Source organism: Mesorhizobium sp. WSM4833 (assembly GCF_055811095.1).
In genome coordinates this window covers 340,994-367,838 of record NZ_JBVVQG010000001.1, presented here as the reverse complement: position 1 = coordinate 367,838, position 26,845 = coordinate 340,994, and the positions used below count along the sequence as shown (strand labels likewise).

General features: G+C 63.9%; 26 protein-coding genes and 1 tRNA gene. 17 read left to right on the top strand and 10 right to left on the bottom strand.

The annotated features are described in order from the left end of the window. Nucleotides 1–197: 197 nt before the first annotated feature. From AC0L2D_RS01850 to AC0L2D_RS01825, 6 genes are all read left to right on the top strand, one after another. Nucleotides 198–1,472, top strand: coding sequence for an efflux RND transporter periplasmic adaptor subunit (locus tag AC0L2D_RS01850; protein WP_337121753.1), 1,275 nt, complete (start codon nucleotides 198–200; stop codon nucleotides 1,470–1,472). Continuing rightward, complete coding sequence (locus AC0L2D_RS01845; RefSeq protein WP_013531051.1) at nucleotides 1,469–4,630, top strand: efflux RND transporter permease subunit; 3,162 nt, start codon at nucleotides 1,469–1,471, stop codon at nucleotides 4,628–4,630. The genes AC0L2D_RS01850 and AC0L2D_RS01845 overlap by 4 nt, the downstream gene beginning before the upstream one ends. A 79-nt stretch (nucleotides 4,631–4,709) precedes the next feature. Continuing rightward, entirely contained in the window at nucleotides 4,710–5,333 is a 624-nt protein-coding gene (gene nthA, locus AC0L2D_RS01840) for a nitrile hydratase subunit alpha (RefSeq protein ID WP_473540214.1), read from the top strand. After that, nucleotides 5,330–5,989 carry a nitrile hydratase subunit beta gene (nthB, locus tag AC0L2D_RS01835; protein WP_473540213.1) on the top strand — a complete coding sequence of 220 codons (660 nt, stop codon included), beginning with the start codon at nucleotides 5,330–5,332 and terminating at the stop codon, nucleotides 5,987–5,989. The genes nthA and nthB overlap by 4 nt, the downstream gene beginning before the upstream one ends. A 7-nt stretch (nucleotides 5,990–5,996) precedes the next feature. Further along, complete coding sequence (locus AC0L2D_RS01830; protein WP_473540329.1) at nucleotides 5,997–6,335, top strand: nitrile hydratase accessory protein; 339 nt, start codon at nucleotides 5,997–5,999, stop codon at nucleotides 6,333–6,335. Between the two features lie 144 nt (nucleotides 6,336–6,479). Then, complete coding sequence (locus AC0L2D_RS01825; protein ID WP_063168263.1) at nucleotides 6,480–7,607, top strand: ATP-dependent DNA helicase; 1,128 nt, start codon at nucleotides 6,480–6,482, stop codon at nucleotides 7,605–7,607. Here AC0L2D_RS01825 and AC0L2D_RS01820 read toward each other — a convergent pair. Next, nucleotides 7,600–8,022: a SpoIIAA family protein gene (locus AC0L2D_RS01820; RefSeq protein ID WP_013531056.1), complete on the bottom strand. Its 423-nt coding sequence runs from the start codon at nucleotides 8,020–8,022 to the stop codon at nucleotides 7,600–7,602. The genes AC0L2D_RS01825 and AC0L2D_RS01820 overlap by 8 nt on opposite strands. 133 nt (nucleotides 8,023–8,155) lie before the next feature. Here AC0L2D_RS01820 and AC0L2D_RS01815 point away from each other — a divergent pair, with 133 nt between their 5' ends. Together AC0L2D_RS01815 and AC0L2D_RS01810 are read left to right on the top strand one after the other, a co-directional pair. Beyond that, a complete protein-coding gene (locus AC0L2D_RS01815) occupies nucleotides 8,156–8,896 on the top strand; it encodes a pyridoxine 5'-phosphate synthase (protein ID WP_013531057.1) in 741 nt (246 codons plus the stop codon). A 103-nt stretch (nucleotides 8,897–8,999) separates the two neighbouring features. Beyond that, the gene (locus AC0L2D_RS01810; RefSeq protein WP_013531058.1) at nucleotides 9,000–10,919 is read left to right on the top strand and encodes a potassium transporter Kup; all 1,920 of its coding nucleotides are present in this window, start codon (nucleotides 9,000–9,002) and stop codon (nucleotides 10,917–10,919) included. A 158-nt stretch (nucleotides 10,920–11,077) separates the two neighbouring features. Here the strand turns inward: AC0L2D_RS01810 and AC0L2D_RS01805 are convergent, their stop codons facing one another. Further along, nucleotides 11,078–11,971: an SDR family oxidoreductase gene (locus AC0L2D_RS01805; protein ID WP_473540211.1), complete on the bottom strand. Its 894-nt coding sequence runs from the start codon at nucleotides 11,969–11,971 to the stop codon at nucleotides 11,078–11,080. 135 nt (nucleotides 11,972–12,106) lie between these two features. On the opposite strand from AC0L2D_RS01805, the gene AC0L2D_RS01800 reads away from it, so the two are divergent. Both AC0L2D_RS01800 and AC0L2D_RS01795 read left to right on the top strand, forming a co-directional pair. Beyond that, nucleotides 12,107–12,517 (top strand): winged helix-turn-helix transcriptional regulator, encoded by a 411-nt coding sequence (locus AC0L2D_RS01800; RefSeq protein ID WP_013531060.1) that lies wholly within the window; start codon nucleotides 12,107–12,109, stop codon nucleotides 12,515–12,517. A 44-nt stretch (nucleotides 12,518–12,561) separates the two neighbouring features. Next, nucleotides 12,562–13,857 (top strand): FAD-dependent oxidoreductase, encoded by a 1,296-nt coding sequence (locus tag AC0L2D_RS01795; protein ID WP_275952774.1) that lies wholly within the window; start codon nucleotides 12,562–12,564, stop codon nucleotides 13,855–13,857. Here AC0L2D_RS01795 and AC0L2D_RS01790 read toward each other — a convergent pair. Further along, nucleotides 13,805–14,551 carry a glutathione S-transferase family protein gene (locus tag AC0L2D_RS01790; RefSeq protein ID WP_275952775.1) on the bottom strand — a complete coding sequence of 249 codons (747 nt, stop codon included), beginning with the start codon at nucleotides 14,549–14,551 and terminating at the stop codon, nucleotides 13,805–13,807. The two genes, AC0L2D_RS01795 and AC0L2D_RS01790, sit on opposite strands and share 53 nt — an antisense overlap. A 99-nt stretch (nucleotides 14,552–14,650) precedes the next feature. Between AC0L2D_RS01790 and AC0L2D_RS01785 the strand changes: the two genes are divergently transcribed. The 3 genes from AC0L2D_RS01785 to ilvC all read left to right on the top strand — a co-directional run bounded on the left by AC0L2D_RS01785 (nucleotide 14,651) and on the right by ilvC (nucleotide 17,060). After that, nucleotides 14,651–15,109, top strand: coding sequence for a MarR family winged helix-turn-helix transcriptional regulator (locus AC0L2D_RS01785; RefSeq protein WP_064993769.1), 459 nt, complete (start codon nucleotides 14,651–14,653; stop codon nucleotides 15,107–15,109). Nucleotides 15,110–15,226: 117 nt separating this feature from the next. After that, nucleotides 15,227–15,940, top strand: a complete 714-nt coding sequence (locus tag AC0L2D_RS01780; RefSeq protein ID WP_244514306.1) for a TetR/AcrR family transcriptional regulator — start codon at nucleotides 15,227–15,229, stop codon at nucleotides 15,938–15,940. Between the two features lie 100 nt (nucleotides 15,941–16,040). Beyond that, nucleotides 16,041–17,060 carry a ketol-acid reductoisomerase gene (ilvC, locus tag AC0L2D_RS01775; RefSeq protein WP_013531065.1) on the top strand — a complete coding sequence of 340 codons (1,020 nt, stop codon included), beginning with the start codon at nucleotides 16,041–16,043 and terminating at the stop codon, nucleotides 17,058–17,060. Between the two features lie 107 nt (nucleotides 17,061–17,167). On the opposite strand, the gene AC0L2D_RS01770 is transcribed toward ilvC, so the two are convergent. Then, the gene (locus AC0L2D_RS01770) at nucleotides 17,168–17,734 is read right to left on the bottom strand and encodes a BA14K family protein (RefSeq protein WP_013531066.1); all 567 of its coding nucleotides are present in this window, start codon (nucleotides 17,732–17,734) and stop codon (nucleotides 17,168–17,170) included. Nucleotides 17,735–17,923: 189 nt separating this feature from the next. Here AC0L2D_RS01770 and AC0L2D_RS01765 point away from each other — a divergent pair, with 189 nt between their 5' ends. Both AC0L2D_RS01765 and AC0L2D_RS01760 read left to right on the top strand, forming a co-directional pair. Further along, nucleotides 17,924–19,036, top strand: coding sequence for an endonuclease/exonuclease/phosphatase family protein (locus tag AC0L2D_RS01765; protein ID WP_473540210.1), 1,113 nt, complete (start codon nucleotides 17,924–17,926; stop codon nucleotides 19,034–19,036). Nucleotides 19,037–19,039: 3 nt separating this feature from the next. After that, nucleotides 19,040–19,756: a hypothetical protein gene (locus tag AC0L2D_RS01760; protein WP_013531068.1), complete on the top strand. Its 717-nt coding sequence runs from the start codon at nucleotides 19,040–19,042 to the stop codon at nucleotides 19,754–19,756. Here AC0L2D_RS01760 and AC0L2D_RS01755 read toward each other — a convergent pair. The 4 genes from AC0L2D_RS01755 to AC0L2D_RS01740 form a co-directional block, all read right to left on the bottom strand. Then, nucleotides 19,753–19,995, bottom strand: a complete 243-nt coding sequence (locus AC0L2D_RS01755) for a hypothetical protein (RefSeq protein ID WP_473540209.1) — start codon at nucleotides 19,993–19,995, stop codon at nucleotides 19,753–19,755. The two genes, AC0L2D_RS01760 and AC0L2D_RS01755, sit on opposite strands and share 4 nt — an antisense overlap. Before the next feature lie 132 nt (nucleotides 19,996–20,127). Beyond that, on the bottom strand, nucleotides 20,128–21,345 hold the full coding sequence (locus AC0L2D_RS01750; RefSeq protein WP_063168255.1) for an ABC transporter permease: 1,218 nt from the start codon (nucleotides 21,343–21,345) through the stop codon (nucleotides 20,128–20,130). Next, nucleotides 21,342–22,055 (bottom strand): ABC transporter ATP-binding protein, encoded by a 714-nt coding sequence (locus AC0L2D_RS01745; protein WP_063168254.1) that lies wholly within the window; start codon nucleotides 22,053–22,055, stop codon nucleotides 21,342–21,344. Before AC0L2D_RS01745 ends, AC0L2D_RS01750 begins: the two co-directional genes overlap by 4 nt. A 4-nt stretch (nucleotides 22,056–22,059) precedes the next feature. Continuing rightward, nucleotides 22,060–23,352: an efflux RND transporter periplasmic adaptor subunit gene (locus tag AC0L2D_RS01740; RefSeq protein WP_063172431.1), complete on the bottom strand. Its 1,293-nt coding sequence runs from the start codon at nucleotides 23,350–23,352 to the stop codon at nucleotides 22,060–22,062. Nucleotides 23,353–23,453: 101 nt separating this feature from the next. On the opposite strand from AC0L2D_RS01740, the gene AC0L2D_RS01735 reads away from it, so the two are divergent. Next, nucleotides 23,454–24,362, top strand: a complete 909-nt coding sequence (locus AC0L2D_RS01735) for a PhzF family phenazine biosynthesis protein (RefSeq protein WP_027160563.1) — start codon at nucleotides 23,454–23,456, stop codon at nucleotides 24,360–24,362. A 106-nt stretch (nucleotides 24,363–24,468) separates the two neighbouring features. Then, nucleotides 24,469–24,544: transfer RNA gene (locus tag AC0L2D_RS01730), tRNA-Lys, on the top strand. A gap of 458 nt (nucleotides 24,545–25,002) precedes the next feature. Here AC0L2D_RS01730 and cobT read toward each other — a convergent pair. Both cobT and AC0L2D_RS01720 read right to left on the bottom strand, forming a co-directional pair. Continuing rightward, complete coding sequence (gene cobT, locus AC0L2D_RS01725) at nucleotides 25,003–26,013, bottom strand: nicotinate-nucleotide--dimethylbenzimidazole phosphoribosyltransferase (protein ID WP_473540208.1); 1,011 nt, start codon at nucleotides 26,011–26,013, stop codon at nucleotides 25,003–25,005. Nucleotides 26,014–26,065: 52 nt separating this feature from the next. Beyond that, nucleotides 26,066–26,842 (bottom strand): adenosylcobinamide-GDP ribazoletransferase, encoded by a 777-nt coding sequence (locus tag AC0L2D_RS01720; RefSeq protein WP_473540207.1) that lies wholly within the window; start codon nucleotides 26,840–26,842, stop codon nucleotides 26,066–26,068. Nucleotides 26,843–26,845: the final 3 nt, after the last annotated feature.

The following is a 26,845-nucleotide window of genomic DNA, read 5'->3' as shown; positions in this document are numbered from 1 at the left end:
AAGCCGTCGGATGGGGATTCAGCCCGTGTTGCACATCCATTGTGCAGTGCACATTAAATCTTCGTAATGCCGTGTTTTGGCCCTTTTCCGACAAAGGCGCGTCCTATCTATTCGGCGAAATCGCGGCAACGGGCCGTGATTTGCGCTAGAGTAGAACCATCGGACCACGACGTGTCGGGTGGAGAGGGCCTTTGACCATGCGTGGAAAAGTCGTTCTTTCGTTGCTTGCCGTCGCCTGTGCGGGCGCGGCCTGGCTCTATGTGTCTCCGGACGCGCTGAGCAAGGCTCAGCAGCTCATCGGCGCAAAGCAGGTCGCTGCCGCGGACAAATCGGCAACCGGCAAGCCGGCAGCGGGCGACAAGGCGGCAGGTGGCGGCGGTGCCGCCCGCTCGGCTTCCATCCTCTCGGCCGTCGCCTCGACAGCCGATTTCCCGATCCGGCGTTATGCGATCGGCTTCGTCTCTTCTCCCGCCGTCGTCAACATCAACGCGCGGGTGTCCAGCCAGATCGTCTCGATCGACGTCAAGGATGGGCAGATGGTCAGGGTCGGCGACGTTCTGTTCTCGCTCGATGACCGGGCGCTGAAGGCGCAGTTGGCAAAGGATCAGGCGGCGCTCGCCAAGGACCAGGCGCTGCTTGCCAGTTCGAATTCCGATCTCCAGCGCGCCAAGGATCTGGTTGCCAAGCAGGCCGGCACGCAGCAGACCTACGACCAGGCCGTCGCCGCGCAGAAGGCTGCCGCTGCGACCGTTGACGCCGACAAGGCGACAATCGACGCCGATAATGTCCAGCTTGGCTTCGCCACGATCACGGCGCCGATTTCCGGCAGGCTGGGTGCGGTCAGCGTCGCCGTCGGCGATCTCGTCACCGTCAGCAATGGCAACAGCAGCACGGCGACCCCGCTGGTGACCATCACCCAGATGGACCCGCTGCAGGTCAACTTCAATCTGCCGGAAAGCAATCTCGCGCTGCTGCACAAGGCGCTTGCCAATCCGCAGCAGGGCGCGGTGACACTGACCAAGGATGGTGACCCGACGCCGATCGGCAAGGGCACGCTCGATTTCGTCGACTCCAGCGTCGACACCGCGTCGGGCACCATCGCGACGCGGGCAAGTATTCCCAATGCCGACCTTTCGCTATGGCCCGGCCAGTATGTGAATGTCGTGCTCGACGCCGGCATCATGCCGCAGATGACATCGGTTCCTACCGTCGCGGTGCAGCCAAGCCAGAAGGGCCCGTTCGTCTATGTGGTCAAGCCGGACAACACGGTCGAGATGCGGCCGGTGCAGGTGGCGCTGACCGAAGGCGACAACAGCGCCATCAGCCAGGGGCTGAAAAGCGGTGAGAAGGTTGTCACCGAGGGCCAGACACGGCTGAAGGACGGCGCCGCGGTGCATGAAGGCAAGACCACGGCGGGTGCCGCCGCGCCCAAGGTGGCCGAGGCGACCAGCGCCGGCGAGGCGGCCCAATGATTTCCGAATTCTGCATACGCCGGCCCGTCGCCACCCTTCTGATGTCGTTCGCCCTCGTGCTGGGCGGGCTGTTCGCCTACAAGTTCCTGCCGGTGGCCGCACTGCCCAGCGCCGAATTCCCGGTGGTCAACGTCTCGGCCTCGCTGCCCGGCGCCTCGCCGGAAACCATGGCGACATCGGTGGCGACGCCGCTGATCAAGCAGTTCGCCACCATCGCCGGCATCGATTCGATCTCGACCACCAACTCGCTTGGCCAGACTTCGATCGCCATCCAGTTCGTGCTCAACCGCGACATCGACGCGGCGGCGGCCGACGTGCAGGCGGCGATCGCGCGCACGCAGAAATCATTGCCGCCGCAGATGACGGCGCCGCCGAGCTATCGCAAGGTCAATCCGGCCGACGCGCCGATCCTTTTGATGTCGCTGGTCAGCGACACGGTTCCGCTGACCGACCTCGATGCGTTCGCGGAAAACGTCATCTCGCCGTCGCTGTCGACCATCGACGGCGTGGCGCAGGTCTCGATCTTCGGCCAGCAGAAATACGCGGTGCGCATCCAGATCGACCCGACCGCGCTTGCCGCACGCGGCATCTCGATCGATCAGCTGCAGGCGGCGGTTGCCTCGGCCAACAGCAACACGCCGCTCGGCGTGCTCCAGAACGACAAGCAGCAGCTCACCATCACCGCCAACACGCAGCTGACCGACGCCGCCGGTTTCTCCAACATCATCATCGCCACCAAGAACGGTCACCCGGTACGACTGGGCGAGGTGACCCGCGTGGTCGATTCGGTGCAGACGACCACGACGGCGAGTTGGTACGATGGCACCCGCGCGATCATCATGGCCGTGCAGCGCCAGCCCGACGCCAACACTGTCGACGTCGTCGACAAGGTCAAGGCGATGCTGCCGTCCTTCAAGGACCAGATGCCGGCCGCCGCAGACATCAAGCTGCTTAACGACCGCTCCAGTTCGATCCGGCAGGCGGTCAGCGACGTGCAGTTCACGCTGCTGCTCACCATTGCCCTGGTCATCATGGTGATCTTCGTGTTCCTGCGCCGGGTGACGGCGACAATCATCCCGGCCGTGGCGGTGCCGATCTCGCTGATCGCCACGCTCGGCGCGATGTTCCTGTTCGGCTTTTCGATCGACAACATCTCGCTGATGGGCTTGACGCTGGCGGTCGGCCTCGTCGTCGACGACGCCATCGTGATGCTTGAAAACATCTTCCGCCACATGGAGGAGGACGGGCTGTCGGCCTTCGACGCCTCGCTGAAGGGCGCGCGCGAAATCGGCTTCACCATCATCTCGATCTCGATCTCGCTGGTTGCGGTTTTCATCCCCGTGCTGCTGATGGGCGGCGTCATCGGGCGCATCTTCAACGAATTCGCCGTGGTGGTGACGGTCGCCATCCTGGCGTCGATGTTCGTGTCGCTGACGCTGACGCCGATGCTGTGCTCGCGGCTGCTGTCGGTGACCAAAGCCGACCGCGATAAGCATGGCCCCGGTCACAAGCAGGACCTCGTCACGCGCGGCTACGACAGGGTCTTGAGCTTCTGCCTGCGGCACACCTTCCTGGTGTTCCTCGTCTTCGTCGGCACCGCGGCAGCGTCGGTGTGGCTGATCCAGACTTCGCCGAAGGGTTTCTTCCCGCAGGAGGACATCGGCCAGATATCGGTGACCACCATCGCCCGCCAGGACATCTCGTTCGACGCCATGTCCAGGCTGCAAGGGCAGGTCGCCAGCGTCTTCTCGCATTCGCCCTATGTCGACCATGTGGCGTGGTCGGCGGGCAGCGGCAACAACGCGCTCAACCAGGGGCAGCTTTTCGTCCAGCTCAAGGGCAAGGACCAGCGTCCCGATATAGAGAAGGTGCTTGCGGATCTGCGCAAGCAACTGGCCGGCGTTGCTGGCATCGAGACCTACATGCAGCCGGTGCAGAATTTGAGGCTGGGCTCGCGGTCGTCCGCAAGCGCCTACCAGCTCGTGGTTCAGGGCCTTGATACCGGCCTCACCGATATTTGGGCGCAGAAACTGAACGACGCGATGGCGGCCGACCATGCGAACTTCACCGACGTCACCAGCGACCTGCAGAACAATGCGCTGCAGGCGACGCTGGTGGTGGATCGCGACAAGGCCGCCCAACTCGGTATCGATACCGACACGTTGCGCTCCGCCCTCTATGGCGGGTTCGGCACCGACCAGGTTTCGACCATCTTCGGTTCGGCCGACAGCTATGAAGTCATCACCGAGCTCGATCCCAAGATCGAGTGGTCGCCCGAGCGGATGCTGGCCATCCAGATGAGGACGGCGAGCGGCAGTCTTGTTCCGCTCGGCGCCTTCGCCCGCGTCGATCGCACGGCCGGCGCCCTGACCGTCAACCAGCTCGGCCAGCTTCCAGCCGTGACCATCTCCTACAATCTGCCGCAGGGCGTGGCGCTGGGCGACAGCGTGACACGCATCAATGCGCTGAAAGAGCAGATCGGCATGCCGACGGTGATCTCGACGACCTTTGCCGGCACGGCCAAGACCTTCCAGGATTCGCTGGCCAACCAGGGTTTTCTGGTCGGCGGCGCAATCCTGACCATCTACATCGTGCTCGGCATCCTCTACGAAAGCTTCATCCACCCGCTGACCATCCTCACCGGCCTGCCGTCGGCCGTGCTGGGAGCGGTCGTTGCGCTGCGCTTCGCCGGCATGGATCTGTCGGTCATCGCGGTGATCGGCATCCTGATGCTGATCGGCATCGTCAAGAAGAACGGCATCATGATGGTCGATGTCGCGCTCGAACTGCGACGAGAAGGCATGTCGGCGACCGAGTCGATCCACAAGGCTTGCCTGATGCGCTTCAGGCCGATCATGATGACGACGCTGGCGGCACTCATGGGCACGTTCCCGATTGCGCTCGGCACCGGCGCCAGCGCCGAACTGCGCCAGCCGCTGGGCGTTGCCGTTGTCGGCGGCCTGCTTGCCTCGCAGGCACTGACCCTGTTCGTGACGCCGGTGATCTATGTCTACATGGAGAATTTCTCGGGCTGGCTGGTCGGGCTTTGGTCGAAGCGCAAGGGCGAGCCGGGCTCGGTCGAAGCGGGGGATCAGCCCTCGCTGTTCAAGCCCAGGGAAGACATGCTGCCCGAGCCGCAGCGGGCGGCCGCCGAATAGGGGGTAGAGCTGGCGCCATGGTCCGCTGGCCCAAGCCGTCGCGCTTGCGGCGGCATCACTGCAAACGTAGTTTGTAGCCATGTCACACGATCATGACCACGACAACGAACTCGATCCGTTTGCCGCCCGCGTGCGTGCGCTGGAAACCATCCTGACCCAGAAGGGGCTGATCGATCCGGCGGCGATCGACGTCATCGTCGATACCTACGAGACCAAGATCGGGCCGCGCAACGGGGCCAGGGTGGTGGCGAAAGCCTGGAGCGATCCAGCCTTTGCCGACTGGCTGAAACGCGACGCGACGGCGGCGATCGGCTCGCTAAGCTATACCGGCCGCCAGGGCGAGCATATGCAGGCGGTGTTCAACACGCAGGATACCCATAATCTCGTCGTCTGCACACTGTGCTCCTGCTATCCGTGGTCGGTGCTTGGCCTGCCGCCGGTCTGGTACAAGGCGCCGCCCTATCGTTCGCGCGCGGTGATCGATCCGCGCGGCGTGCTGGAGGAGTTCGGGCTGACGCTGCCGGCGGACAAGAAAATCCGCGTCTGGGATTCCACTGCCGAGCTGCGCTATCTCGTCGTGCCGATGCGGCCCGAGGGTACCGAGGGCTGGAGCGAGGAGCGGCTGGCGGAGCTGGTCAGCCGTGACGCGATGATCGGCACCGGCCTGGCCCAAAGACCTGGAATAGAGGGGCAGCCGGCATGAACGGGCCGCAAGATCTCGGCGGACAGATGGGGTTCGGCCCGGTCGCGCCGGAAAAGGACGAACCTTACTTCCATGCCGCCTGGGAAAGGCGGGCGCTCGGCGTGACGCTGACTGCCGGCGCCATGGGCGCGTGGAACATCGACGAGAGCCGGCATGCACGGGAATCGCTGCATCCGGCTGTCTACTATTCATCGAGCTACTACGAGATATGGATCAAGGCGCTGGAGGTGCTGTTAAAGCGCCATGGCTTCGTCAGCCAGCGCGATCTCGAAGCGGGCAAGGCAGTCGATCCAGCAGCGACTCCCAAGAGGGTGCTGAAGGCGGAAAACGTGCCCGCGGTGTTGGCCAAGGGCAGCCCTTGCGACCGGCCGGTGGCGCAAGCGGCGCGGTTCAAGGCGGGCGACGCCGTGCGGACCAAAAACTTCAACCCGACCGGCCACACGCGGCTGCCGCGCTATGCGCGCGCCAAGCAGGGGGTGATTGAGACGGTGCACGACGGTTTCGTGTTCCCCGACAGCAACGCGCATGGACACGGCGAAAATCCGCAATGGGTCTACACCGTGGTTTTCGAAGGGCCGGAAATCTGGGGAGAGGGCGCCGGCCCGACGCTGAGCGTCTCGATAGACGCCTGGGAGAGCTATCTTGAGCCGGCGTGACTCGGACATGGCCGATTTGCCGCCGGGCGCCGATGCGCCTGTTTTCGCCGAACCATGGCAGGCTGAGGCGTTTGCCATGACGGTGGCGCTGCACGACAAGGGCCTGTTTTCGTGGAGCGAGTGGGCGCAGGCGCTGTCGAGCGAAGTGAAAAGACCGGGCGCCGCAGCGGACGGCCATGATTATTACGAACATTGGCTGGCGGCGCTGGAAAGCCTGCTTGCCTCGAAGGGACTGGCTGCCAAGTCGGATGTCGACGCGATGGCTGAGGCCTGGGAGCGCGCCGCGCATGCCACCCCGCACGGCAAGCCGATCCTGCTGGAGAACGATCCCCAGCGGATTCGATAAGGTCTGGGGTGAGCTTGTATGTTCCCTTTACGTTCTTGTCTGTGCCTGATAGCCTGACCCGTCGGCGGCACTGAAGCGTCCCGGCGCATCGATGATGATGGCGGCTGTCTTGTCTTTCCCTTGCGAATCCGGTCTCTCGCGCTGATGGAATTCTCTCCCCAACAGGACGAGGCGCTGCAAGCGGTCGCCCGCTGGCTGAAGATCGGCCAGCCACAGCTGTTCCGGCTGTTCGGCTATGCCGGCACCGGCAAGACGACGCTGGCGCGCTATTTCGCCGAGCATGTCGACGGCCAGGTGCAGTTCGCCGCCTTCACCGGCAAGGCGGCGCAGGTGCTGCGCTCCAAGGGCGCGGTCAATGCGCGTACCATCCATTCGCTGATCTACCGGCCGAAAGGCGAGGAATCGGTGTCGGACGAAATCACCGGCAAGACGTCGATGTCGCCGACTTTTTCGCTCAACCGGCAGAGCCCGATCTCGCGGGCCAAGCTGGTCGTCATCGACGAATGTTCGATGGTCGACGAGCAACTCGGCCGCGACCTGATGAGTTTCGGCACGCCGATCCTGGTGCTCGGCGACCCCGGCCAGTTGCCGCCGATCTCGGGCGGCGGCTTCTTCACCGACCACGAGCCGGATTTTCTGCTCACCGAAATCCACCGGCAGGCGCGCGACAACCCGATCCTGCGGCTGGCGCTCGATGTGCGCGAGGGCCGCGAGTTCATGCGTGGCGACTATGGCACGGCGCAGGTGATCGGCAAGGAAGACGTTACCCAGGAACTGGTGCTGAAGGCGGACCAGGTGCTGGTCGGCACCAATCGCACGCGGCGCCGCTACAATCAGCGGCTGCGCGAGCTCAAGGGCTTCAACGCCGACTATCCGCAGGCCGGCGACAAGCTCGTCTGCCTGCGCAACGATCCGGCAAAGGGCCTGCTCAACGGCTCGCTGTGGAAGGTGATGACATCGTCGCGCGAGACGGTGAAGCCCGGCATCAACCTTCTGGTGTCGCCGGAAGAGGACGATCCGGATCGCGGCGTCGCCAAGATCAAGCTGCTCAAGGCGGCGTTCGAGGATCCGGACGCCGATATCCCCTGGCAGCAGAAGAAGCGCTTCGACGATTTCGACTATGGCTACGCGCTGACCGTGCACAAGGCGCAGGGCTCACAGTGGAACGAGATCGTGCTGTTCGATGAAAGCTGGGCCTTCAAGGAAACCCGCCAGCGCTGGCTCTACACCGCCATCACGCGGGCGGCCGAGCGGCTGACGATCGTCAGGTAGGGGCGCCGGATGCTGTTGCCCCGATAGGCTGTGCGGCAAGCCATTGCCAGGCGGCAGCCTCGTCCTCCGTCCTGAAATGCCTGATTTCGATGGGTGGTGAGGACGGCAGAAAGCGTTGTGCGTCCGCTATCCAGTCCGGTTCGCCGATCGTCGCGCAACGGTCGACATGTTCCAATGCATGAATGGCGCCCTGCTTCAGGGTCTCGTCCGCGATGTCGGCCCAGTCGACGCCGTCGTGGTCGACGAGGCGCACCAGCACATCGACGCGCGGATGCAGGGCGTAGGCTGCCTCCAGCAATCCGAAAAGATTTTCACCATCGGCCGCGGAAACGTGCCCGACGACATCGATGGCGAAAAGGTCGTCACGGCTGGTCTCGATACGGCGGATTGCCGGCACCTCATCGAGAAAATTCATCGGCGCTACCTTTCCCGGCTGGTTCATCAGGCTTGGAACACCCGAAACCCCCAGTCTGTTCCCACCAAAGGCATTACTGTTCCCGCCAAAGCCATTATAGGTGGCGCATCGAATGATTTTTGAGGCCACCCGCATGCCTGCAAAGCTCTCCGTCAATCTCAATGCCATCGCCATGCTGCGCAACCGGCGCGACCTGCCGTGGCCAAGCGTCACCGGCCTCGGCCGCATTGCGCTGGCGGCCGGAGCGCACGGGCTGACAGTGCATCCACGCCCCGACGAGCGGCACACAAGACTCTCCGATGTGCCTGAGATCCGGTCGCTGATCGACGACGAGTTTCCGGGCGCGGAATTCAACATCGAGGGCTATCCGACCGAGGATTTCCTGCTGCTTGTGGAAAAGCATCAGCCTGAACAGGTGACCTTGGTGCCGGACGATCCGGCCCAGGCGACATCGGACCATGGCTGGAACTTCGCTACCCAGGCCGCGTTCCTCACACCGATCGTCAAGCGTCTGAAAAAGGGGGGCTTTCGCGTGTCGCTGTTTTCCGATCCGGACCCCGATTGGGTGGCGGCCGCATGCGACACCGGCGCCGACCGCATCGAGCTCTATACGGGTCCATACGGCAGCTATCACACAGATTCCGCCAAAGCGGCCAAAGAGCTGGAAAGGCTGGGAAAAACAGCCGACGCCGCGCTTGCCGCCGGGCTTCAGGTCAATGCCGGGCACGATCTGGTGGTCAGCAATCTGCCGGCACTTGCCAGGCGCATTCCGGCATTGGCCGAAGTGTCGATCGGACATGGGTTGACAGCCGACGCGTTGGAGTATGGCATGGCCGGCACGGTGGGTCGGTTCCTCAAGGCCTGCGGGTGGTAGCAATGGCAGCCTCGCATGGCAGGCATGGCTGCCATTACGCGACGGCACTTGATATTGCATTGCAGCAAGCGTAGAGCACCGCGCGCTTATCGGAGTGTCGTCCATGGCCCTTACCAATAATGGTAGTGAGGCAGAACCCGTCGAACAATCGAGCCATTCGGAAGTCGAACAGCACAGCACCAAGGTTCTGATGCTGGGCGCGCTCGGTGTCGTCTATGGGGATATCGGCACCAGCCCGATCTACGCCTTTCGCGAGGCGCTGGTGGCATCTTCCGGCGGAGAAGTGGCCGACCGCGGTGACATCCTGGGCGTTTTGTCGCTGATCATCTGGTCGCTGACCATCATCGTCACCATCAAATACATCATGTTCGTGCTGCGGGCGAACAACCGCGGCGAGGGCGGCGTGCTGTCGCTGATGGCGCTGGCGCGCGGCAGTTTCCCCAAGCGCTCGGCGCTGATGCTCGGCATCGGCATCGTCGGGGCGTCGCTTTTCTTCGGCGACGCCGTCATCACGCCGGCGATTTCGGTGCTGTCGGCGGTCGAAGGCATGAACGTCGTCACGCCGACCTTCCAGCCTTATGTCGTGCCGCTGACACTGGTCATTCTCGCCATGGTGTTCGCGGTGCAACGTTTCGGCACGGGCGGCGTGGGATTGGTCTTCGGTCCCGTGACGGCGGTGTGGTTCCTGGCGATCGGCCTTTCCGGCCTCAACCACATCATCGCCGATCCGGAAATCCTGTGGGCGATCAGCCCGCACTACATCGTCGCATTCCTGATCAATTCGCCCGATGTCGCTTTCGTCACCATCGGCGCCATCTTCCTCGCCGTGACCGGCGCCGAGGCGCTCTATGCGGATCTCGGCCATTTCGGCCGCAAGCCGATCGTGCTCGCCTGGCTGTGGGTCGTGTTTCCGTGCCTGCTGCTCAATTATGCCGGGCAGGGCGCTTTCGTGCTGGCCAAGAACGGCGTCGTCGGCCATCCGTTCTTCGAAATGAATGAAGGCTGGACGCTGATCCCGATGGTCGTGCTGGCGACCGCCGCCACGGTCATCGCCAGCCAGGCGGTGATCTCGGGCGCCTTCTCGTTGACCAGGCAGGCGGTGCAGCTCAACATGCTGCCGCGCCTGGAAATTCTGCATACGTCGGAGAAACAGTCCGGCCAGATCTACATGCCGCGCGTCAACCTGCTGCTGGCGCTGGTGGTGATGATGCTGGTGGTGGGCTTCGGCGAGTCCAGCAGGCTGGCATCGGCCTACGGCATCTCGGTGACCGGCAACATGCTGGTGACCACGGTGCTGTTGTTTGTGGTCATGACGCGGATCTGGAAATGGAAGCTGTGGCTGGCGGTCTCGCTGACGGCGCTGTTCGGCTTCATCGACGTCGGTTTCTTTGCCTCCAACATCGTCAAGGTGTTTGAGGGCGGCTGGGCATCGCTGGCCGTTGCCTTCACCATCGTGCTGGCCATGTGGACCTGGGTGCGCGGCAGCCGCTATCTGTTCGACAAGACCCGCCGCAACGAGATCCCGCTCGATTTCCTGGCCGGCAATCTGTTGAAGAAGAAGCCGCAGCTGGTGTCAGGCACCGCCGTGTTCCTGACCAGCGATCCGCTCAGCGCGCCAACCGCACTGATGCACAGCCTGAAGCACTACAAGGTGCTGCATGAGCAGAACGTCATCCTTTCGGTGGTGACCGCGCCGCAGCCGGTGGTGCCCGACAGCGACCGGGTCAAGATGGAGACGGTCAACGAGCTGTTCATGCGCGTGACTCTGACCTTCGGCTACATGGAGCAGCCCAACATCCCGCGCGCTCTGGCGATCTGCCGCAAGCAGGGCTGGAAATTCGACATCATGACGACTTCGTTCTTCCTGTCGCGGCGTTCGCTCAAGGCCTCGCCCAATTCCGGCATGCCGGTGTGGCAGGACCGGCTGTTCATCGGCCTGGCGCGCACGGCGGCCGACGCGACGGAGTATTTCCAGATCCCGACCGGGCGCGTGGTGGAGATCGGCACTCAGGTGGCCATCTAGGACATGCCGATATTCAGGTGAGGCCGGCCTGCGAACGGCAGGTTCCCGCGCTTCCGGTACTCACGGACTAGGTGTCCGCTCCGTTCCGGTTCTCGGAACCCACCATTCTCGGTCCAGCCTGACCTGAATCTCGACATACCTTCACGAAGACGCCGATCTTAACCGGCCAGGGCGGCTTTGTTGGCCTCGAGGAATTGCTTCAAGGTCTTCGGCGTCCTGCCGGAAAGCGTCTCGATCGCGTCCGTCACCATGGCGATGCGGCCGGAGCGCGTGTTGGCGTCGAAGGACACGATGACTTCAGCAAAATCCTCGGGAACGCCTGATGCCTTTACCCCTTCGGTGAGCGCTTCATCCGGAACCTGCACGACATCGAGCGACTTGCCGGTGACCTCGCTTACCAGGGCGGCAATCTCTGCCGTGGTGTAGGCGTGCGGACCGGTCAAGGTGTAGGTCTTGCTTTCGTTTGAAGCGCCAGCGAGGCTGGCGGCGATCGCCGCTGCCATGTCGTCGCGCGCACCGTGGGCAATGCGCCCGTCGCCGGCCGACGTGTACCATTTTCCCGAGGCGATCGCGTGCGGCAGGGCCATGAACAGGTTCTCCTGGTACCAGCCGTTGCGGAAGATCGTGTAGGGGATGCCGCTCGCCTTGATCGCCTGCTCGGTGCTGTAGTGGTCATCGGCAAACAGGACCGGCGATACCGGCTCCGGATTGGGCATCGAGGTGTAGAGCAGATGCGAAATGCCGGCATTTTTGGCCGCGGCGACGGCATTTTCGTGCTGCTTCAGGCGCCTGCCGCTTTTGAGATCGAGATCGCCGGTCGAAATAATCAGCACCTTGTCGGCGCCTTTGAATGCGGTTTCCAGCGACGCCGCGTCGTTGAAGTCGGCGGCCCTGACAACGACGCCGCGCAGCGCCAGATCGGCCACGCCTTCCAGATTGCGTGTGGCGGCGATGATGTTTGCCGGTGGAACTTTGTGCTTGTCCAGGAGATATTGGACGACACCGCGGCCGAGCTGGCCGGAAGCGCCGGTGACGAGAAGGGTTTCGGTCATGGAAGGTCCTGACATTGCGCCGCTAAGGCGGTTCGAGTGGCAGTCTCAAAAAGAGACCAGCACTAAAATAGGAATTGACCTGGTGCCGTAAAGAAGGCAGTTTTTCGGGAGGTAGGCACACGCAGGGAACCAGCCATGGACGGTAAGGTCATCAATCTGAAGTCGAAGTTGGAGGTCTACAAGGCCATCTCAGGCGGCGGTAATATTGCCAATTGTCCGGTTCGCGAGGTCATCCAGGGGGTGAGCGGCAAATGGAGGTCGCTGCTGATGATGGCGCTGGCTGAAAAACCCTATCGCTTCGGCGAGTTGCGGCGCCTTGTGCCCGACATTTCGCAGCGCATGCTGACCCAGACGCTGTACGATCTTCAGCGCGATGGCTATGTGCATCGTGAGGTGTTCCCGACCAAACCACCAAGCGTCGAATACAGCCTGACCGATCTCGGGCGCTCTATGTTCGGCGCCTTTCATCAATTGATTCTGTGGGCCGAACTCAACCATGATGCGGTGCGCGCAGCGCGCGCCGATTTTGATGCGTCCCAGGCTTGAACGGCCGCCAAGGCCCAGGCTTGAACGACCGCTAAAGCCCCAGGGTGCGGCTTGATTTCGCCGGGCTGCTGAAGGATTGTCCCGGCCAGTTCGGCTGTGGGGGCATTGGCATTTCCTACGACATCGCAATAGCAGGCGCCGGGCCGGCGGGACTGGCCATGGCGCTCTATCTCAAGCGCGCCGGGCATCGGGTCACGGTCTTCGAGCGCTTCGATGAGCCGAAGCCGGTCGGCTCCGGGCTGATCCTGCAGCCGACAGGGCTGACGGTGCTGGCCGATCTTGGCCTGCTCGACGACATGCTGGCGCTGGGCAGCCGCATCGACCGCCTGCATGGCGCCGATGCCACCACAGGCCGTACCGTGCTCGATGTCCGCTACGATGCGCAACGCGGTGGCCGCTTCGGGCTGGCGGTGCACCGGGCGGCCTTGTTCGGCGTGCTCTTCCGCGCCGCCCAACGCGAAGCGATCGCCATCGAAACCGGCGTCGAGATCGAGGCCTTGGAGACGGGCGAACGGACGACGCTGATCTGCGGCAACGGACGAAGGGCGGGGCCGTTCGACCTCGTAGTCGACGCCAGCGGTTCGCGCTCGAAACTGTGCCGCGCAAGCGCTGCAGGCGAGCCACGACCGCTCACCTATGGCGCGTTCTGGGCCTCGCTTGGCTGGCGCGGCGACGGTTTCGATGAGCGCGCGCTGCTGCAACGCTACGACAGAGCGAGCGTGATGATCGGCGTGCTGCCGATCGGCCGGCCGCAGCCGGGCGCTGAAAAGATGGCGGCATTCTTCTGGAGCCTGAAGCCGTCGGACGCCGATGAGGTGCGCGTCCGGGGCCTGGATGCCTGGAAGGAGAGGGTGATCCGGCTGTGGCCGCAGAGCGAGGCGTATGTCAGCCAGATCGACAGTTTCGACCAGCTCTCGCTGGCGCGCTATGGCCACCACACGATGAAGCGGCCGGTTGGGCGGCGGTTGGCCATCATCGGCGACGCGGCGCACTCGACCAGCCCGCAGCTCGGGCAAGGGGCCAATATGGCGCTGCTCGACGCCGCGGCGCTCAGCCATGCGCTGGCGCGGACGGACAGTGTCGAAGCGGCACTTGAAGCCTATGCGAGGGCGCGGCGCTGGCATGTCCGCATCTTCCAGGCGCTGTCGCTGGCGTTCACGCCGTTCTACCAGTCGGATTCGGTGGCGCTGCCCTTCATCCGCGACAGGCTGGTGGCGACGGTGGCAAAAATCCCGCCGGCGCCGCAGTTTCTCGCCTCGATGGTGGCCGGCACCGTAATCGATCCGTTCAAGCGGATAGGACTGGTCGAAGCGCGGTGGCCGGATCGTTTTGGCCAATGAGGCTCGAAAGGTACGATCCCTTTGCCCGCAGGAAGGCATGCAGGCGCTGTGAGTAGTCCGGCGCCACGGCTTGCCTGATCGACGGGCGTTCACTCAACGCCCGGCGCCAGGCGCGGACGAGGGGCTTTCGGTCAAGAATGCCGAAATCACCGATCCGGTCGAAGACATCGAGATAGCGGAAGACCGGACCGTAAACGGCGTCGACCAGCGAAAAGTGCTTGCTGGCGAACCAGGGGCCGCCAGGCTCGTCCGCCAGCTCGGCTTCGAGACGGTCGAGCATGGCGGATAGCGCGCTGGATTCGTCAAGGAAGCCGGCCTCGGTCGATGTTGAATAGAACCGACCGATGGCGTTGAGGGTTGCCGAACCGAACTCGATCCAGGCGCGATGCCGGGCGCGGGCATAGGGATCGGCCGGGTGGAGTGGATTGGCTTGCGTCTCTTCGAGGAATTCCAGGATGACGGCCGATTCGAAGATCACCGTTTCCTCGCCATTTCGCTGCACGCGCAGCAGCGGCACCTTGCCGAGCGGCGAGATCGCCTTGAACCAGTCCGGCTTGTTGGCGAGGTCGATATCGACGCGTTCGAACGGCACGCCCTTTTCGGTGAGCGAAATCGCGGCGCGCTGCACATAGGGGCAGAGGTGATGGCTGACGAGAATGAGCTTGTCGGCGCGTTTGCAGATTTCGTGTTTCATCGGATTGGCTTTCCCTGATTAATGCAATTGCATCTATGTAGATGCATATGCATTGATCGTCAAGCTTGATGCAATTGCATCTATCGTCTAAGGTGCGCCATGACCGAGAAAGCCGCGCCTTCGCCCGAAGCCATCAAGGCCTGGGCTCGCCTGATGCGCGTATCGCGCCAGTTGATGGAGAGCGCCGAAGAGGCGTTGAAGGCCGCCGGTCTGCCCCCACTTGCCTGGTACGACGTGCTGCATGAACTCGCCGAGGCGGGCGAGGGCGGGCTGCGGCCGTTCCAGCTCATCGAGCACACGCTGTTCGCGCAATACAACATTTCGCGCCTGCTGACCCGGCTCGAGGCCGATGGGCTCGTCGAGAAACTGCCGGTGGCCGATGACGGCCGTGGCCAGACCATCCGCATCGCGGCCAAGGGGCGAGAGACACGCCGCCAGATGTGGGCTGTCTACGGACGCTCGATCGCCGAACTGGTTGGCGCCAAACTGTCGGCGGATGAGCTGACCATGGTCTCGGCACTGCTTGGACGGTTGCGCCATCCGCCAGCCAGCGATTAAGCGAGCCTGTCGCGCCAGCGCCTGTCCATTTTGCAGATATTTTGCTCTCGTCCTCTTGCGCACGGCCTCGGATCGCGCAATATGCCGAACCGTAACGTACGGTTCGGCTTATCGGGAATGCCGACCTTTCGAGAGAAGAGCGTGTTGCACATCGTGCCTGACATCGACACCAGCGAAGCGCTGACAGAGCGGCAGAAGGCCGTGCTCGACGCGGCGTTGCGGCTGCTGGTCGAAGAGGGCGACCAGCTGACCATGACCGCCGTGGCGCGCCGCGCCAGCTGTTCCAAGGAAACGCTCTACAAATGGTTCGGCGACCGCGACGGGCTGCTGACGGCGACGGTGCAATGGCAGGCCTCTAAAGTGCGAGTGGCACCGGTCGACCGCAAGGGGCTCGATCTTGCCTCGCTGACCGCGAGCCTCGAGCGCTTCGCCTCGGATTGGCTCAAGGTGATTTCCAGCGACACGTCGATCGCGCTCAATCGGGTGGCGGTCAGCCATGCGGGCTCCGGCAAGGACAATCTCGGCGCCGTGGTGCTGGAGAACGGCCGCTTCGCGCTGGCCAAACGGCTGAAGCCGGTGCTTGAGGCCGGCCGACGGACCGGGCTTTTGGATTTCGCGGATGCCGAGACGGCGTTCCGCACCTTTTTCGGGCTGGTCGCCCGCGATGTGCAGATCCGTCTGCTGCTCGGCGACCGGCTGGAATTGACTGAGGCGGCGATCGGCGGCGATGCCGCGCGGGCGACGCAGCAGTTTCTCGCTCTTCATGGAGCAACAACCGGCCGCAAGGCCCTAGAGCCGGATGATTTCAGGTCAAGTCGACCTGAAATCTGAATCCGTCTCTAAATCAAGAAGATAGAGCATGATGTCGTCCGAAAACCGCTTCACACTTTTCGGCATCATGCTCTGATTTATAAACGGGAAGGAAGACAAAATGCGTGTCTATTACGATCGTGATGCCGATCTCAATCTGATCAAGGGCAAGAAGGTCGCCATCATCGGCTATGGCAGCCAGGGCAGGGCGCATGCGCTCAACCTCAAGGATTCCGGCGCCAAGGAGATCGCAATCGGCCTCAAGGCCGGCTCGGCAACCGCCAAGAAGGTCGAGGCCGACGGTCTCAAGGTGATGAGCGTGGCGGACGCCGCCAAATGGGCCGACCTGATGATGATGGCAACGCCGGACGAACTGCAGGCCGACATCTACAAGAACGAGATCGCGCCGAACATCCGCGATGGTGCCGCTATCGCCTTCGCGCACGGCCTCAACGTGCATTTCGGCCTGATCGAGCCGAAGTCGACGGTCGACGTCGTCATGATCGCGCCGAAGGGTCCCGGCCACACGGTGCGCGGCGAATACCAGAAGGGCGGCGGCGTGCCGTGCCTGGTCGCCGTCAACCAGGATGCCTCGGGCAATGCGCTCGACCTGGCACTGTCCTACGCCTGCGGCGTCGGCGGCGGCCGTTCGGGCATCATCGAGACCAATTTCCGCGAGGAATGCGAGACCGATCTGTTCGGCGAGCAGGTCGTGCTGTGCGGCGGCCTGGTCGAGCTGATCCGGGCCGGTTTCGAGACGCTGGTGGAAGCCGGCTACGCGCCTGAGATGGCCTATTTCGAGTGCCTGCACGAGGTCAAGCTGATCGTCGACCTGATCTATGAAGGCGGCATCGCCAACATGAACTACTCGATTTCGAACACCGCCGAATGGGGCGAATATGTCTCGGGTCCGCGCATCATCACCGCCGAGACCAAGGCCGAGATGAAGCGCGTGCTGAAGGACATCCAGACCGGCAAATTCACCTCGGAGTGGATGCAGGAGTACCGCGCCGGCATGTCCCGCTTCAAGGGCATCCGCCGCAACAATGACAGCCACCAGATCGAGGAAGTCGGCGCCAAGCTGCGCGCGATGATGCCGTGGATTTCCAAGAACAAGCTGGTCGACAAGGCGAAGAACTGAGCGAAATCCACAAGCGCTCGAAAATAGCAGCTTCCATGAACAAGAAACGGCGCCACGTGGCGCCGTTTTTTCATTCTGTCGATCAGCTCAGCTACAGGGCCAGCCCATCAATAGGGTGAGTAGCACTGCTGGCGCGGGCCGTTGTAGGGCTGGAACGTGTTGTCGTAGGCCCGGTACGACCGGTAGCGGTTGTAGCACCATTGGACATGGGCGCTCGAAAGCCGTCCCGCGCGGTAGTAGCGGCGCGGCGCCGGCCGGTCATAGTAGTCGTAGTTGTTGTACATGCTGCCGAGGCCAAGCCCCAGGCCAAGGCCCAGGATCGCGGCACTCGCGCCATCATCGTAGTAACGGCCGCCGCGATAGTGATGGCGACCATGGCGCCAACGCCAGTTGTCTCCACCATTCCAGTGACCGCCGCCGCCGTGCCAATGCCGACGGCCGCCGTCCCAATTGCCCGACCGGCGCCATCTCCAATTGTCGTTGTTGAACTGACGGTTGTTGTTGCCGCCCGCCCAGCTGTCGCGGACCGGTGTGACATTCGGCGCCGCGGTGCTGGTGGGAATCGACAGGTCCGGTTGCATGATCGGGCCGGCGGCGGACGGTGCCGTGACGCCGGAAAGGATACCCAGGGCTAGCAGCCCCGATTTGACCGTGGAAGAAAAGAGCGAATTCATTGCACTCTCCAAGAGCTACAGGCCCCACGCCCACCCGAGGAATGGGGCAACAATGGATGTTTGCATCTGAACGGCGGATGAACGGAAAGGTTCCGTCAACCATGACGCGAACGCACCCAGGACCAATCGATCTCAGATGGTGGTCCTGCGCGCTTGTTTTCCGAAGCACTTGCGGGCAAAGGTCATGGCATGTCGCTGCGCCTTGCCACCTTCAATGTCGAGAACCTGATGAACAGGTTCGATTTTTCCGGCTATCGCAACCAGCTCAACGAGGATCGAACGCTGGCGCTGTTCGATATCCAGAGCGAGGCGGAATACAGGATGCTGGAGCAGGCCCGCGCCATCGCCCAATCCGACGACACGCGCCAGCTGACGGCGCTGGCAATCGCTGCCACCCGGGCCGACATCATCTGCATGCAGGAGGTCGACAACATCGAGGCGCTGAAGGCCTTCGAATATGGCTATCTGTTCAAGATGGTGGGGCAGGGCTACCGGCAGAAATACACCACATCGGGCAATGATTCACGCGGCATCGACGTTGCCGTGATGATGCGCAATGAGACCGCCCAGGGCCAGCCGATCGAATTCGTGCGCATGACCAGCCACGCCTATGTCACCTACGAGCAGTTCGGGCTGCACACGCCGGAACTCGAGGCACTGGGCAATCAGGCCAATGAGCGCATTTTCCGGCGCGACTGCCTGGAGATCGACGTCACCGTGGGCGGCGTGCCGCTGACGCTCTATCTCGTGCATTTCAAGTCGATGGGTTCGCCGCGCAACGGGCTCGACGGGCGCGAGGCGACGATGCCGGTGCGCATCGCGGAGGCGCAGGCCGTGCGGCGCATCATCGAGGAGCGCTTCGGCAAGGACTATGCCGCCGACAAACGCTGGGCAATCTGCGGCGATATGAACGATTACCGCCAGCGTGTGAAGGTGGCCGGCGATGCGATCGACGGCTATCGCTTCGAGGTCGTCGACGAAGCCCTGTCCTGCATCAACGTGCTGACGGCCGGCGGCTTCTGCGAAAACGTCGTCGAGCGGCGGCCGGAGATGAACCGCTGGAGTTTCTACCACACGCGCGGACCGGAAGAACGGCATCTGTGCCAGCTCGACTACATCCTGCTGTCGAAGGGGCTCGCCGCCAGCAACGCGACGGCTGTTCCCGACATCATCCGCAACGGCCAGCCCTGGCGCACCATTTTTCCGCCGGGGCAGGAGGTCGACCGCTTTCCGCGTGCCGGCTGGGACCGGCCGAAGGCGTCGGACCATTGCCCGGTGGCGATCACGCTGGACATGACCTGACGCATGAGTTTCGACCTGCCACGCAACGTCATCCTGCCGGTCGACGCCATCGACGTCCGGCTCGATCCCGGTCCGCACCCGTTCGCAAGGGACAATGCAGAGGCGATCGCCGAGAACTGGCAGCACGAAATCGCTGCCAATCCGGCGCTGTTCGACGGCATGGTGGTGCTGCTGTCGCAGCTTGCCTACCGCGACAACCGTCTCGCCGGCCGCTGCCATGCGGTCAACTATTCGACTTTCATGCTGTGGCGGAAGCGGCGCGAGAATTCGGGCGCCGAGCATGCCTATGCCCATGCCATGCTGGTGGCTGCCGACAATGCGCTGGTGGCGATCCGCATGGGTCCGCACACGGTCAACGCCGGCCGCGTCTATTTTGCCGCCGGCTCATTCGAGCCGGTCGATTTTCGCGATGGCCTGGTCGATGTCGATTTCAACATGATCCGCGAAGTGCGCGAGGAAACCGGCCTCGACCTGTCAGGGGCTCATCGCGGCAAGCGCTACCACGCCATGTCGACCAACAGCGGCACGGTGATCTTCCGCCGCTACCACGCGGCGGCGCCCGCAGACGAGATCGCCCAGCGCATCTCAGCCTTCGTCGCCACCGAAACCGAGCCGGAGATCGACGGGCCAGTGATCATCCGCCATGCCGCCGACCTGCCGGTCGGCCTGTCACCGCACATGAAGCCGCTGATCGAGTGGCATTTCGCAAACGGGAGTTAAGGGCGCGTCTTGTTCTGTGCCGCGTTGCGATCGTTGCGGGCGGCGACGAGGAACAGGATGAAGCCGATGCCCAGCAAACCGCCCATCGCCATTCCTATGGTCTGGCCGACGACTGCCTGAAAATCGGCTGTGACGCGATCGGGATTGGCCATGCCGAAGCGGGCGAGATACCACCAGATGCCTGCAAGGAAGGCCTCGATGACGACCATCGTCAGGATCAGTCGTGCCTTCTTGCTCATTGGCTATTCCTCCACCCAAGCGTGAATTGCCCTAGCATCATGAACGGCGCGGCGACAGTGGCGGGTAGGGTGGAAACGTCTAAGGCTGTGCAAAACCGGTCTGAGCGCTGGCCGCGTTCCGGCCGGGTTGCCCTATTCGTGCCTAAGCGCATCGATCGGATCGAGCCTGGCGCCGCGCAGCGCCGGGAAGAAGCCGAACACCATGCCGATGAGCGCGGAAAAGCCGACGGCGAGCAGGATCACCGCCGGGCTCGGCGCGAACGGGATGGTCAGCGTCACCGCGGCGAGGCCGGCCAGCGCCAGCCCGATCAGGATGCCGATGATGCCGCCGAGCAGCGACAGCACCGTGGCCTCGACCAGGAACTGGATCAGGATGTGCTTTTCATGCGCGCCGATGGCGAGCCTGATGCCGATCTCGCGGGTGCGTTCGGTGACCGACACCAGCATGATGTTCATGATGCCGATGCCGCCGACCAGCAGGCTGACGCCGGCGACGGCGCCCAGCATGCCGGTCATGGTGGTGGTGGCGCTGGCCATGGCGTCGGCGATCTGGGTCATGTCGCGGATGGCGAAATCGCTTTCACGATCGGGCGTGATGCGTCTGGCGTCGCGCAGAATGTCCTCGACGCGCGGCTGCAGCTCGCTGGTCGGCGTGCGGTCATCGGCGGCGATGTAGATGTTGTCGATGTCGCGGTTGCCGGCGATGCGGCGCTGGTAGGCGTGCAGCGGCATCAGCACGACATTGTCCTGATCCTGACCGAAGCCGGTATAGCCCTTGGGCTCGAGCAGGCCGATGATCTTGCAGGAGGTGCGGTTGACGCGGATGATCTCGCCCTCGGGATCGCCAGCGCCGAAGAATTGTTGGCGCACCGTCTCGCCGATCAGGCACACGCCGGTGCCCGAGCGGGTTTCGGAATCGCTGAACGGGCGGCCCGACACCAGTTTCCAGTCGCGCGCATCGAGATAGGCGCTGTCGGTGCCGGTGACGCCCGAGGTCAGGCTCTCGGTGCCGAAGATGACCCGGACCTGCTTTTGCGAAGCCGGCGAAATGGCGCGGGCGCCAGTCAGATGCGCAACCAGCGCCGCCAGCTCCTTTTCGGCCAGCGGACGCACCACCTGGTCGAGCCCGCCCGGGCCACCGGGACCGGCCGGGCGACCGGAGCGGACGACCAGCAGATTGCTGCCGAGCTTGGAGATGTCGGCCTTGACCTTCTGCGTGGTGCCCGAGCCGATGGTGAGCATGGCAATGACGGCGGCAACGCCGATGACGATGCCGAGCAAGGTCAGGAACGAGCGCAGCACGTTGCGGCGGATCGAGCGCAGCGACAGGCGGACGGTTTCCCAGATCATGGTTGTGCGATCTCCAGCTTCCTGGAATCAGAGGCGACGTGGCCGTCGAGGAAGCGGATGGTGCGTTCGGCATAGTCGGCGACATCGGCCTCGTGGGTGACCATGGCGATGGTTAGGCCAAGCTCCTTGTTGAGCCGCGTCAGCAACTCCATGATCTCGTGCGTGCGGGCGGTGTCGAGATTGCCGGTCGGCTCGTCGGCGACGAGCAGCGTCGGGCGCGTGACGATGGCGCGCGCGATCGCCACGCGCTGCTGCTGGCCGCCGGACAGTTCGGCCGGCGTGTGGTGCTCGCGGCCGACAAGGCCGACCTCCGCCAGGGCCTGCATGGCAAGGTCGCGGCGCTCGCGGGCGGCCACGCCGCGATAGATCAGCGGCAGTTCGACATTTTCGGCCGCCGTGGTGCGGGCCAGCAGATTGTAACCCTGGAAGACGAAGCCGACATAGAGGTTGCGCAGCATGGCGCGGCGGTTGCGGTCGAGGCGGCCGGCGTCGATGCTCATGAAGGAATAGGTTCCGGCCGTCGGCGTGTCGAGGCAGCCGATGATGTTCATCGCCGTCGACTTGCCGGAGCCGGACGGCCCCATAATGGCGACGAATTCGCCACGCCGGATGGCAAGATCGACGCCGGCCAACGCATGCACCTTGGCCTCGCCCTGGCCATAGCTCTTCCAGACCTTGTCGAAGGTGATGAGGGCAGCACCGGCGGCCACGGCATCAGCTCCGCTGCTGCGACGCGGTGATGACCTGAGCGCCTTCGTCGAGGCCCGAAATGATCTCGGTCAGTTCGCCGTCGGTGGAGCCGATCTTGACGTTGACCGGGTGCGGACGCCCGTTCTCCAGCACGTAGAGCGTGCGCGAGCCGTCGGTGGGCGCTGTCGCGGCCTGGCGCTGGCGGTTGCCGCCGGGGCGGCCCATGCGGCCGGTGAACAGGTCGCTGAGGCTCCAGCCGCGTGCGGCCTGCTGGGCAGGACGAAAGCGGAACGCGGTGGCCGGTACGGTGAGCACGTCCTTGGCCTGCTTGGTGACGACCGAAACGGTGGCGGTCATGCCGGGCCGCAGCAGCAGCTCGTTGTTGTCGACCTCGAGCCGCGCATTGTAGGTGACGACGCCGTCAGTGGTGACCGAGGCATAGGAGATGTCTCGGATCTCGGCATCGAACGGCCGCTCGGGGAAGGCATCGACGGTGAAGCGGGCATGCTGGCCGGATTTGACCGCACCGATGTCGGCCTCGTCGACCGCCGCCACCAGTTCCATGTTCCTGAGATCGGCGGCGATGATGAACAGCACCGGCGCCTGCAGCGAGGAGGCGACCGTCTGGCCGGGATCGACCGAGCGCGTCAAAACGATGCCGTCGATCGGCGCATAGATGGTGCTCTTGGCAAGGTCGGTCTGCTGCGCCTTGAGGTCGGCCTGGGCGATGGCGAGGTTGGCCTGCGCACTGTCGAGAGCTGCCTTGGAACGGTCGCGCGTGGCGGTTGCCGCTTCAAGCGACTGGTCGGTCGCCATGCCGCGCCTGGTCAGTTCGGCGGCGCGCACCAGCGCCTTCTCGTTTTCCGCCAGCGTAACCGTGGCGTCCTCGACATTGGCGGCGGCGGCCTTGGCCGAAGCTTCGGCACGCTCGATCTGGACTTCGAGTTTCACCGTGTCGAGTGTCGCCAGCACGTCACCCTTCTTGACCTGCTGGTTCTCCTCGGCCGAGACCGAGCGGATGATGCCGGACAGTTCGCTTGAAATATCGACCTGGGTGAGTGGCTGCAGCGTGCCGGTCGCCGACACCGCGACTGTGAGGTCGGCCTTGGCGGCAGGCACTGTGGTGTAGTCAATCCTGGCCGGCGAGCCGGCATACCATTGATAGACGCCAAGCCCGGCGGCGAGCACGATCAGCGCCAGCAGCGCATAGAGCCACCCACGACGGCGCGATCTGCGCCGGCCTGTCTGGTCGAGCCCAAGCGCCGTCTCGATGGCGGAATCCGATTCCGTCTTTGGCAGATTGACAATCTGGTCCACGCTGGACCCCTATAACGCGCAATGTCCCTATCTGTGCACAGATCAGGCTTACCGGTTCAAATATCAAATTAAATTTCGCCCATGTTGGGATTGAGGCAGGAATGAAAACCCGGAATTACTTGCTTTACGATGTGTTTACGACCGAGCGACTGGCCGGCAATCCTTTGGCCGTCGTGCTCGACAGCAAGGGATTGGACACGGCCGCGATGCAGGCCATCGCGCGCGAATTCAACCTGTCCGAATCGGTGTTCGTCCTGCCGCCGGACAATCCCAAGCACAAAAACCGCATCCGCATCTTCACGCCCGACTATGAAATGCCGTTCGCCGGCCATCCGACGGTCGGCGCCGCGATCGCGCTGGCCGAACTTGCGGAGGAGGGCGGCGCCGGCATCTTCGTGCTGGAGGAAAACATCGGTCCGGTGCGGTGCGCCGTCAGCAAGCATGACGGCAACACTTTTGCCGAGTTCGATCTGGCGAAGCTGCCGGAGCCGCTGAAGCTCGATGCCGATCCGGAGGCGATCGGTGCCGCGCTTGGGTTGACGCCGCATGAGATCGGCTTCGAGAATCACCGCGTCGCATTCTGGTCGGCGGGCGTGCCCTATGTCACCATCCCGGTTGCCAATCTCGAGGCGGCGGGTCGCATCCGGCTGGACAACCAGGCCTGGTCGGAACTGGCGCCGCGCAAGAGCGAATGGGCCTTCGCCAGCCCCTATGTCTACTGCCGCGAGACGGTGAACCACGAAAGCGCCTTCCATGTGCGCATGATCGTGCCTGGCACGCCTTCCTACGAGGACCCGGCGACCGGCTCGGCGGCAGCCGCCTTTGCCGGCGCCATCATGCATTTCGACGCGCCGACCGATGGCATTTCACAGCTGTGGATCGAGCAGGGGCTGGAGATGGGCCGGCCATCGCGTATCCGCCTCGAACTGACCGTGCAAGGCGGAAAACTGGCCTCGGCGCGCATCGGCGGCAACGCAATCAAGGTGGCGGAAGGCAAGCTGTTCGTCTGATCGAACGCATGCTCGGTCGATTTGTCGGGAAATGATTCCGGCAGGGCTGGACAGGACCGATGGTGGCGGCTATATGCCCGCCAACGCCGGTTTTTGCCGGCCGAGTGGGTGCGTAGCTCAGTTGGTAGAGCAGCTGACTCTTAATCAGCGGGTCCACAGTTCAATCCTGTGCGCACCCACCAAATTCCTAGAAGAGTTGGTGGAAAGACCCTGAAAGCGAGACGCGTTTGGCGCATCTCGGGCAAGGCTGTCCGACCGTGATTCTTCAAACGCGCTATCCGGATCTTGTGGCGATTTAGCCGCGTTGAAAAATGCGGCTCAGAAACCGGCCGAATCGAAAAGCAAGGCTCCTTTCCCCGGCTGCAGCTTCGTTGGCGCCAGTTCCGTCTTTTCCCCCGGAGAAATCGCTGACGAGCCACCAGAAGAAGACCAGGAAGACAACGAAAATGCCGGTGTCGATCGGGCCATGACTTGAATAGCTGCTGTGACGGGACACAACAGCGACCGCCCCGGCGATAACACCGCAGCTGCGGCAGGATGAAATTCATCCACGAAAATCTATTTGAGAATCGCCGTTGCGGTAAGATGCCCCTTTGTCGTGACAACGGCATCTTTGTCGGCCGATACGGGGAATGAATAACTACTTCTCCGACACGCCAGCCTCTGCAAAACTCGCCATGCGGGCATGGCACTCCAGCGCCGAGCGGACGATGTTGACGGCGAGGCAGGCGCCGGAGCCTTCGCCGAGCCGCATGCCGAGATCGAGCAGCGGCGGCAGGCCGAGCGCTTCGAGCAGGCCGCGATGGCCTGACTCAGCGGAGACATGGGCTGCGATGGTGTGGGCGAGGCCGGTCGGATGCAGCTTCGCCAGCGGGGCTGCGGCGGCGGTGCAGACGAAACCGTCGAGCAGCACGGGTATGCCCAGATGGCGGGCAGCCAGCGTGGCGCCGAAGATGGCGGCCAGTTCGCGTCCGCCGAGCACGGCAGCGATAGCAAGCGGGTCGGCGAGGGCTGCGGCATGGCGCTTCAGGCCGGCTTCGATGGCGACCACCTTGCGCTTCAAGCCGGCGTCATCGACGCCGGTGCCGCGCCCTGTCCACTTTTCCGCGCCGCCGCCGAACAGGGCTGCTGAGATGGCAGCCGCCGGCGTGGTGTTGCCGATGCCCATCTCGCCGAAGCAGATAAGGTCAAGATCCTTCGTCACCGCATCATAGCCGGCCGAGACCGCCGCCAGAAAGGGCGCTTCGTCCATTGCCGGACCTTGGGTGAAGTCGCCGGTCGGATGGTCGAGATCGAGCGGGATGACGTCGAGTTCGGCGCCGGCCATGCGGGCAAGCTGGTTGATGGCGGCACCGCCGCCAGCGAAATTCGCCACCATCTGCACGGTGACTTCCGAGGGATAGGCCGACACACCTTGCGCGGTGACGCCGTGGTTGCCGGCGAAGACGAAAACCTTGACGCGGTCGAGTTTCGGCATGTCGCGGCCCTGCCAGCGCGCCAGCCACGCGGCGATGGTCTCGAGCCGGCCGAGGCTGCCTTGCGGCTTGGTCAGCGTGTCCTGGCGGCGTGCGACCGCATTGGCAGCGGCATCGCTGCCAGACGGCAGGTCGAGGCAGGCGGCGCGCAATTCACGTAGGGATTTGAAGGGCATGGGGGCAAAGTCTCCGAAAAGGAATCAGGCCATGGGGATCAGGCCAAAGGGATCAGGAAAGCGCTACGGACGCGACGAGCAGCACCGCGATCTCGCTTGCCTGCTGCAAGGCGCCGATCGTGTCGCCGGTCTGGCCCTCGATCTGGTTGAAGCAAAGGGCGCGGAATGCGGCAAACAGCAGGCCAAGCAGGATCAGCGCGAAGACGGCGCCGCCCAGCCCGAGCAAGAGAAGCGGGATCGCGCCGAGCCCGGCGCCGGCCATGGCGGTTTCCTGCGAGACGGTGCCGGCGTCGACCGAGAGGCCGTCGACGCGCGCTGGAGGCAAGAGATGCATGAAGGCGCCAAGCAGGCCGCGCGAGGCCGCGTGTGCGGCCAGGAGGGCAAACAGGGCCTGTGTGGGATCGACGAACTCCGACAGCGCGCTCCAGCGGGTCAGCAGCGACAGAGCCAGCGCCGCCGCACCATAGGCGCCGATGCGGCTGTCGCGCATGATCTCAAGTTTGCGGCCGCGCGATTTGCCGCCGCCAAACCCGTCGGCGACGTCGGACAGGCCGTCCTCATGCAGGCAGCCGGTGGTGAGCAGGGTTGCCACGAGGGCAAGTGCGGCCGCCGGCCCCATGGCAAGGCCGAACCGTTCCGCCGTGGCAAAAACGATGGCGCCGATCAGGCCGACGACGAGACCGGTGATGGGGGCGGCCCAGATCGCCGCGGCAAGGCTGCGGCCGCGAAAATCGAAGACGGGCAGCGGCAGCCTGGTGAAGAAGACCAGGCAGAGCGCGATGTCGTCGACGACCTGTCGTGGTGAGAGGGCCAGATTCCCGAATTTCATGCT

Coding starts and splice junctions, on each gene's coding strand:
- AC0L2D_RS01720 (WP_473540207.1), bottom strand. CDS start 26,842: ATGAAATTCGGGAATCTGGCCCTCTCACCACGACAGGTCGTCGACGAC.
- AC0L2D_RS01735 (WP_027160563.1), top strand. CDS start 23,454: ATGAAAACCCGGAATTACTTGCTTTACGATGTGTTTACGACCGAGCGA.
- AC0L2D_RS01750 (WP_063168255.1), bottom strand. CDS start 21,345: ATGATCTGGGAAACCGTCCGCCTGTCGCTGCGCTCGATCCGCCGCAAC.
- AC0L2D_RS01790 (WP_275952775.1), bottom strand. CDS start 14,551: ATGAAACACGAAATCTGCAAACGCGCCGACAAGCTCATTCTCGTCAGC.
- AC0L2D_RS01820 (WP_013531056.1), bottom strand. CDS start 8,022: ATGAATTTTCTCGATGAGGTGCCGGCAATCCGCCGTATCGAGACCAGC.
- AC0L2D_RS01785 (WP_064993769.1), top strand. CDS start 14,651: ATGACCGAGAAAGCCGCGCCTTCGCCCGAAGCCATCAAGGCCTGGGCT.
- AC0L2D_RS01800 (WP_013531060.1), top strand. CDS start 12,107: ATGGACGGTAAGGTCATCAATCTGAAGTCGAAGTTGGAGGTCTACAAG.
- nthA (WP_473540214.1), top strand. CDS start 4,710: ATGTCACACGATCATGACCACGACAACGAACTCGATCCGTTTGCCGCC.
- AC0L2D_RS01815 (WP_013531057.1), top strand. CDS start 8,156: ATGCCTGCAAAGCTCTCCGTCAATCTCAATGCCATCGCCATGCTGCGC.
- ilvC (WP_013531065.1), top strand. CDS start 16,041: ATGCGTGTCTATTACGATCGTGATGCCGATCTCAATCTGATCAAGGGC.
- cobT (WP_473540208.1), bottom strand. CDS start 26,013: ATGCCCTTCAAATCCCTACGTGAATTGCGCGCCGCCTGCCTCGACCTG.
- AC0L2D_RS01755 (WP_473540209.1), bottom strand. CDS start 19,995: ATGAGCAAGAAGGCACGACTGATCCTGACGATGGTCGTCATCGAGGCC.
- AC0L2D_RS01825 (WP_063168263.1), top strand. CDS start 6,480: ATGGAATTCTCTCCCCAACAGGACGAGGCGCTGCAAGCGGTCGCCCGC.
- AC0L2D_RS01845 (WP_013531051.1), top strand. CDS start 1,469: ATGATTTCCGAATTCTGCATACGCCGGCCCGTCGCCACCCTTCTGATG.
- AC0L2D_RS01805 (WP_473540211.1), bottom strand. CDS start 11,971: ATGACCGAAACCCTTCTCGTCACCGGCGCTTCCGGCCAGCTCGGCCGC.
- nthB (WP_473540213.1), top strand. CDS start 5,330: ATGAACGGGCCGCAAGATCTCGGCGGACAGATGGGGTTCGGCCCGGTC.
- AC0L2D_RS01760 (WP_013531068.1), top strand. CDS start 19,040: ATGAGTTTCGACCTGCCACGCAACGTCATCCTGCCGGTCGACGCCATC.
- AC0L2D_RS01765 (WP_473540210.1), top strand. CDS start 17,924: ATGTCGCTGCGCCTTGCCACCTTCAATGTCGAGAACCTGATGAACAGG.
- AC0L2D_RS01780 (WP_244514306.1), top strand. CDS start 15,227: ATGCCGACCTTTCGAGAGAAGAGCGTGTTGCACATCGTGCCTGACATC.
- AC0L2D_RS01770 (WP_013531066.1), bottom strand. CDS start 17,734: ATGAATTCGCTCTTTTCTTCCACGGTCAAATCGGGGCTGCTAGCCCTG.
- AC0L2D_RS01810 (WP_013531058.1), top strand. CDS start 9,000: ATGGCCCTTACCAATAATGGTAGTGAGGCAGAACCCGTCGAACAATCG.
- AC0L2D_RS01830 (WP_473540329.1), top strand. CDS start 5,997: ATGGCCGATTTGCCGCCGGGCGCCGATGCGCCTGTTTTCGCCGAACCA.
- AC0L2D_RS01850 (WP_337121753.1), top strand. CDS start 198: ATGCGTGGAAAAGTCGTTCTTTCGTTGCTTGCCGTCGCCTGTGCGGGC.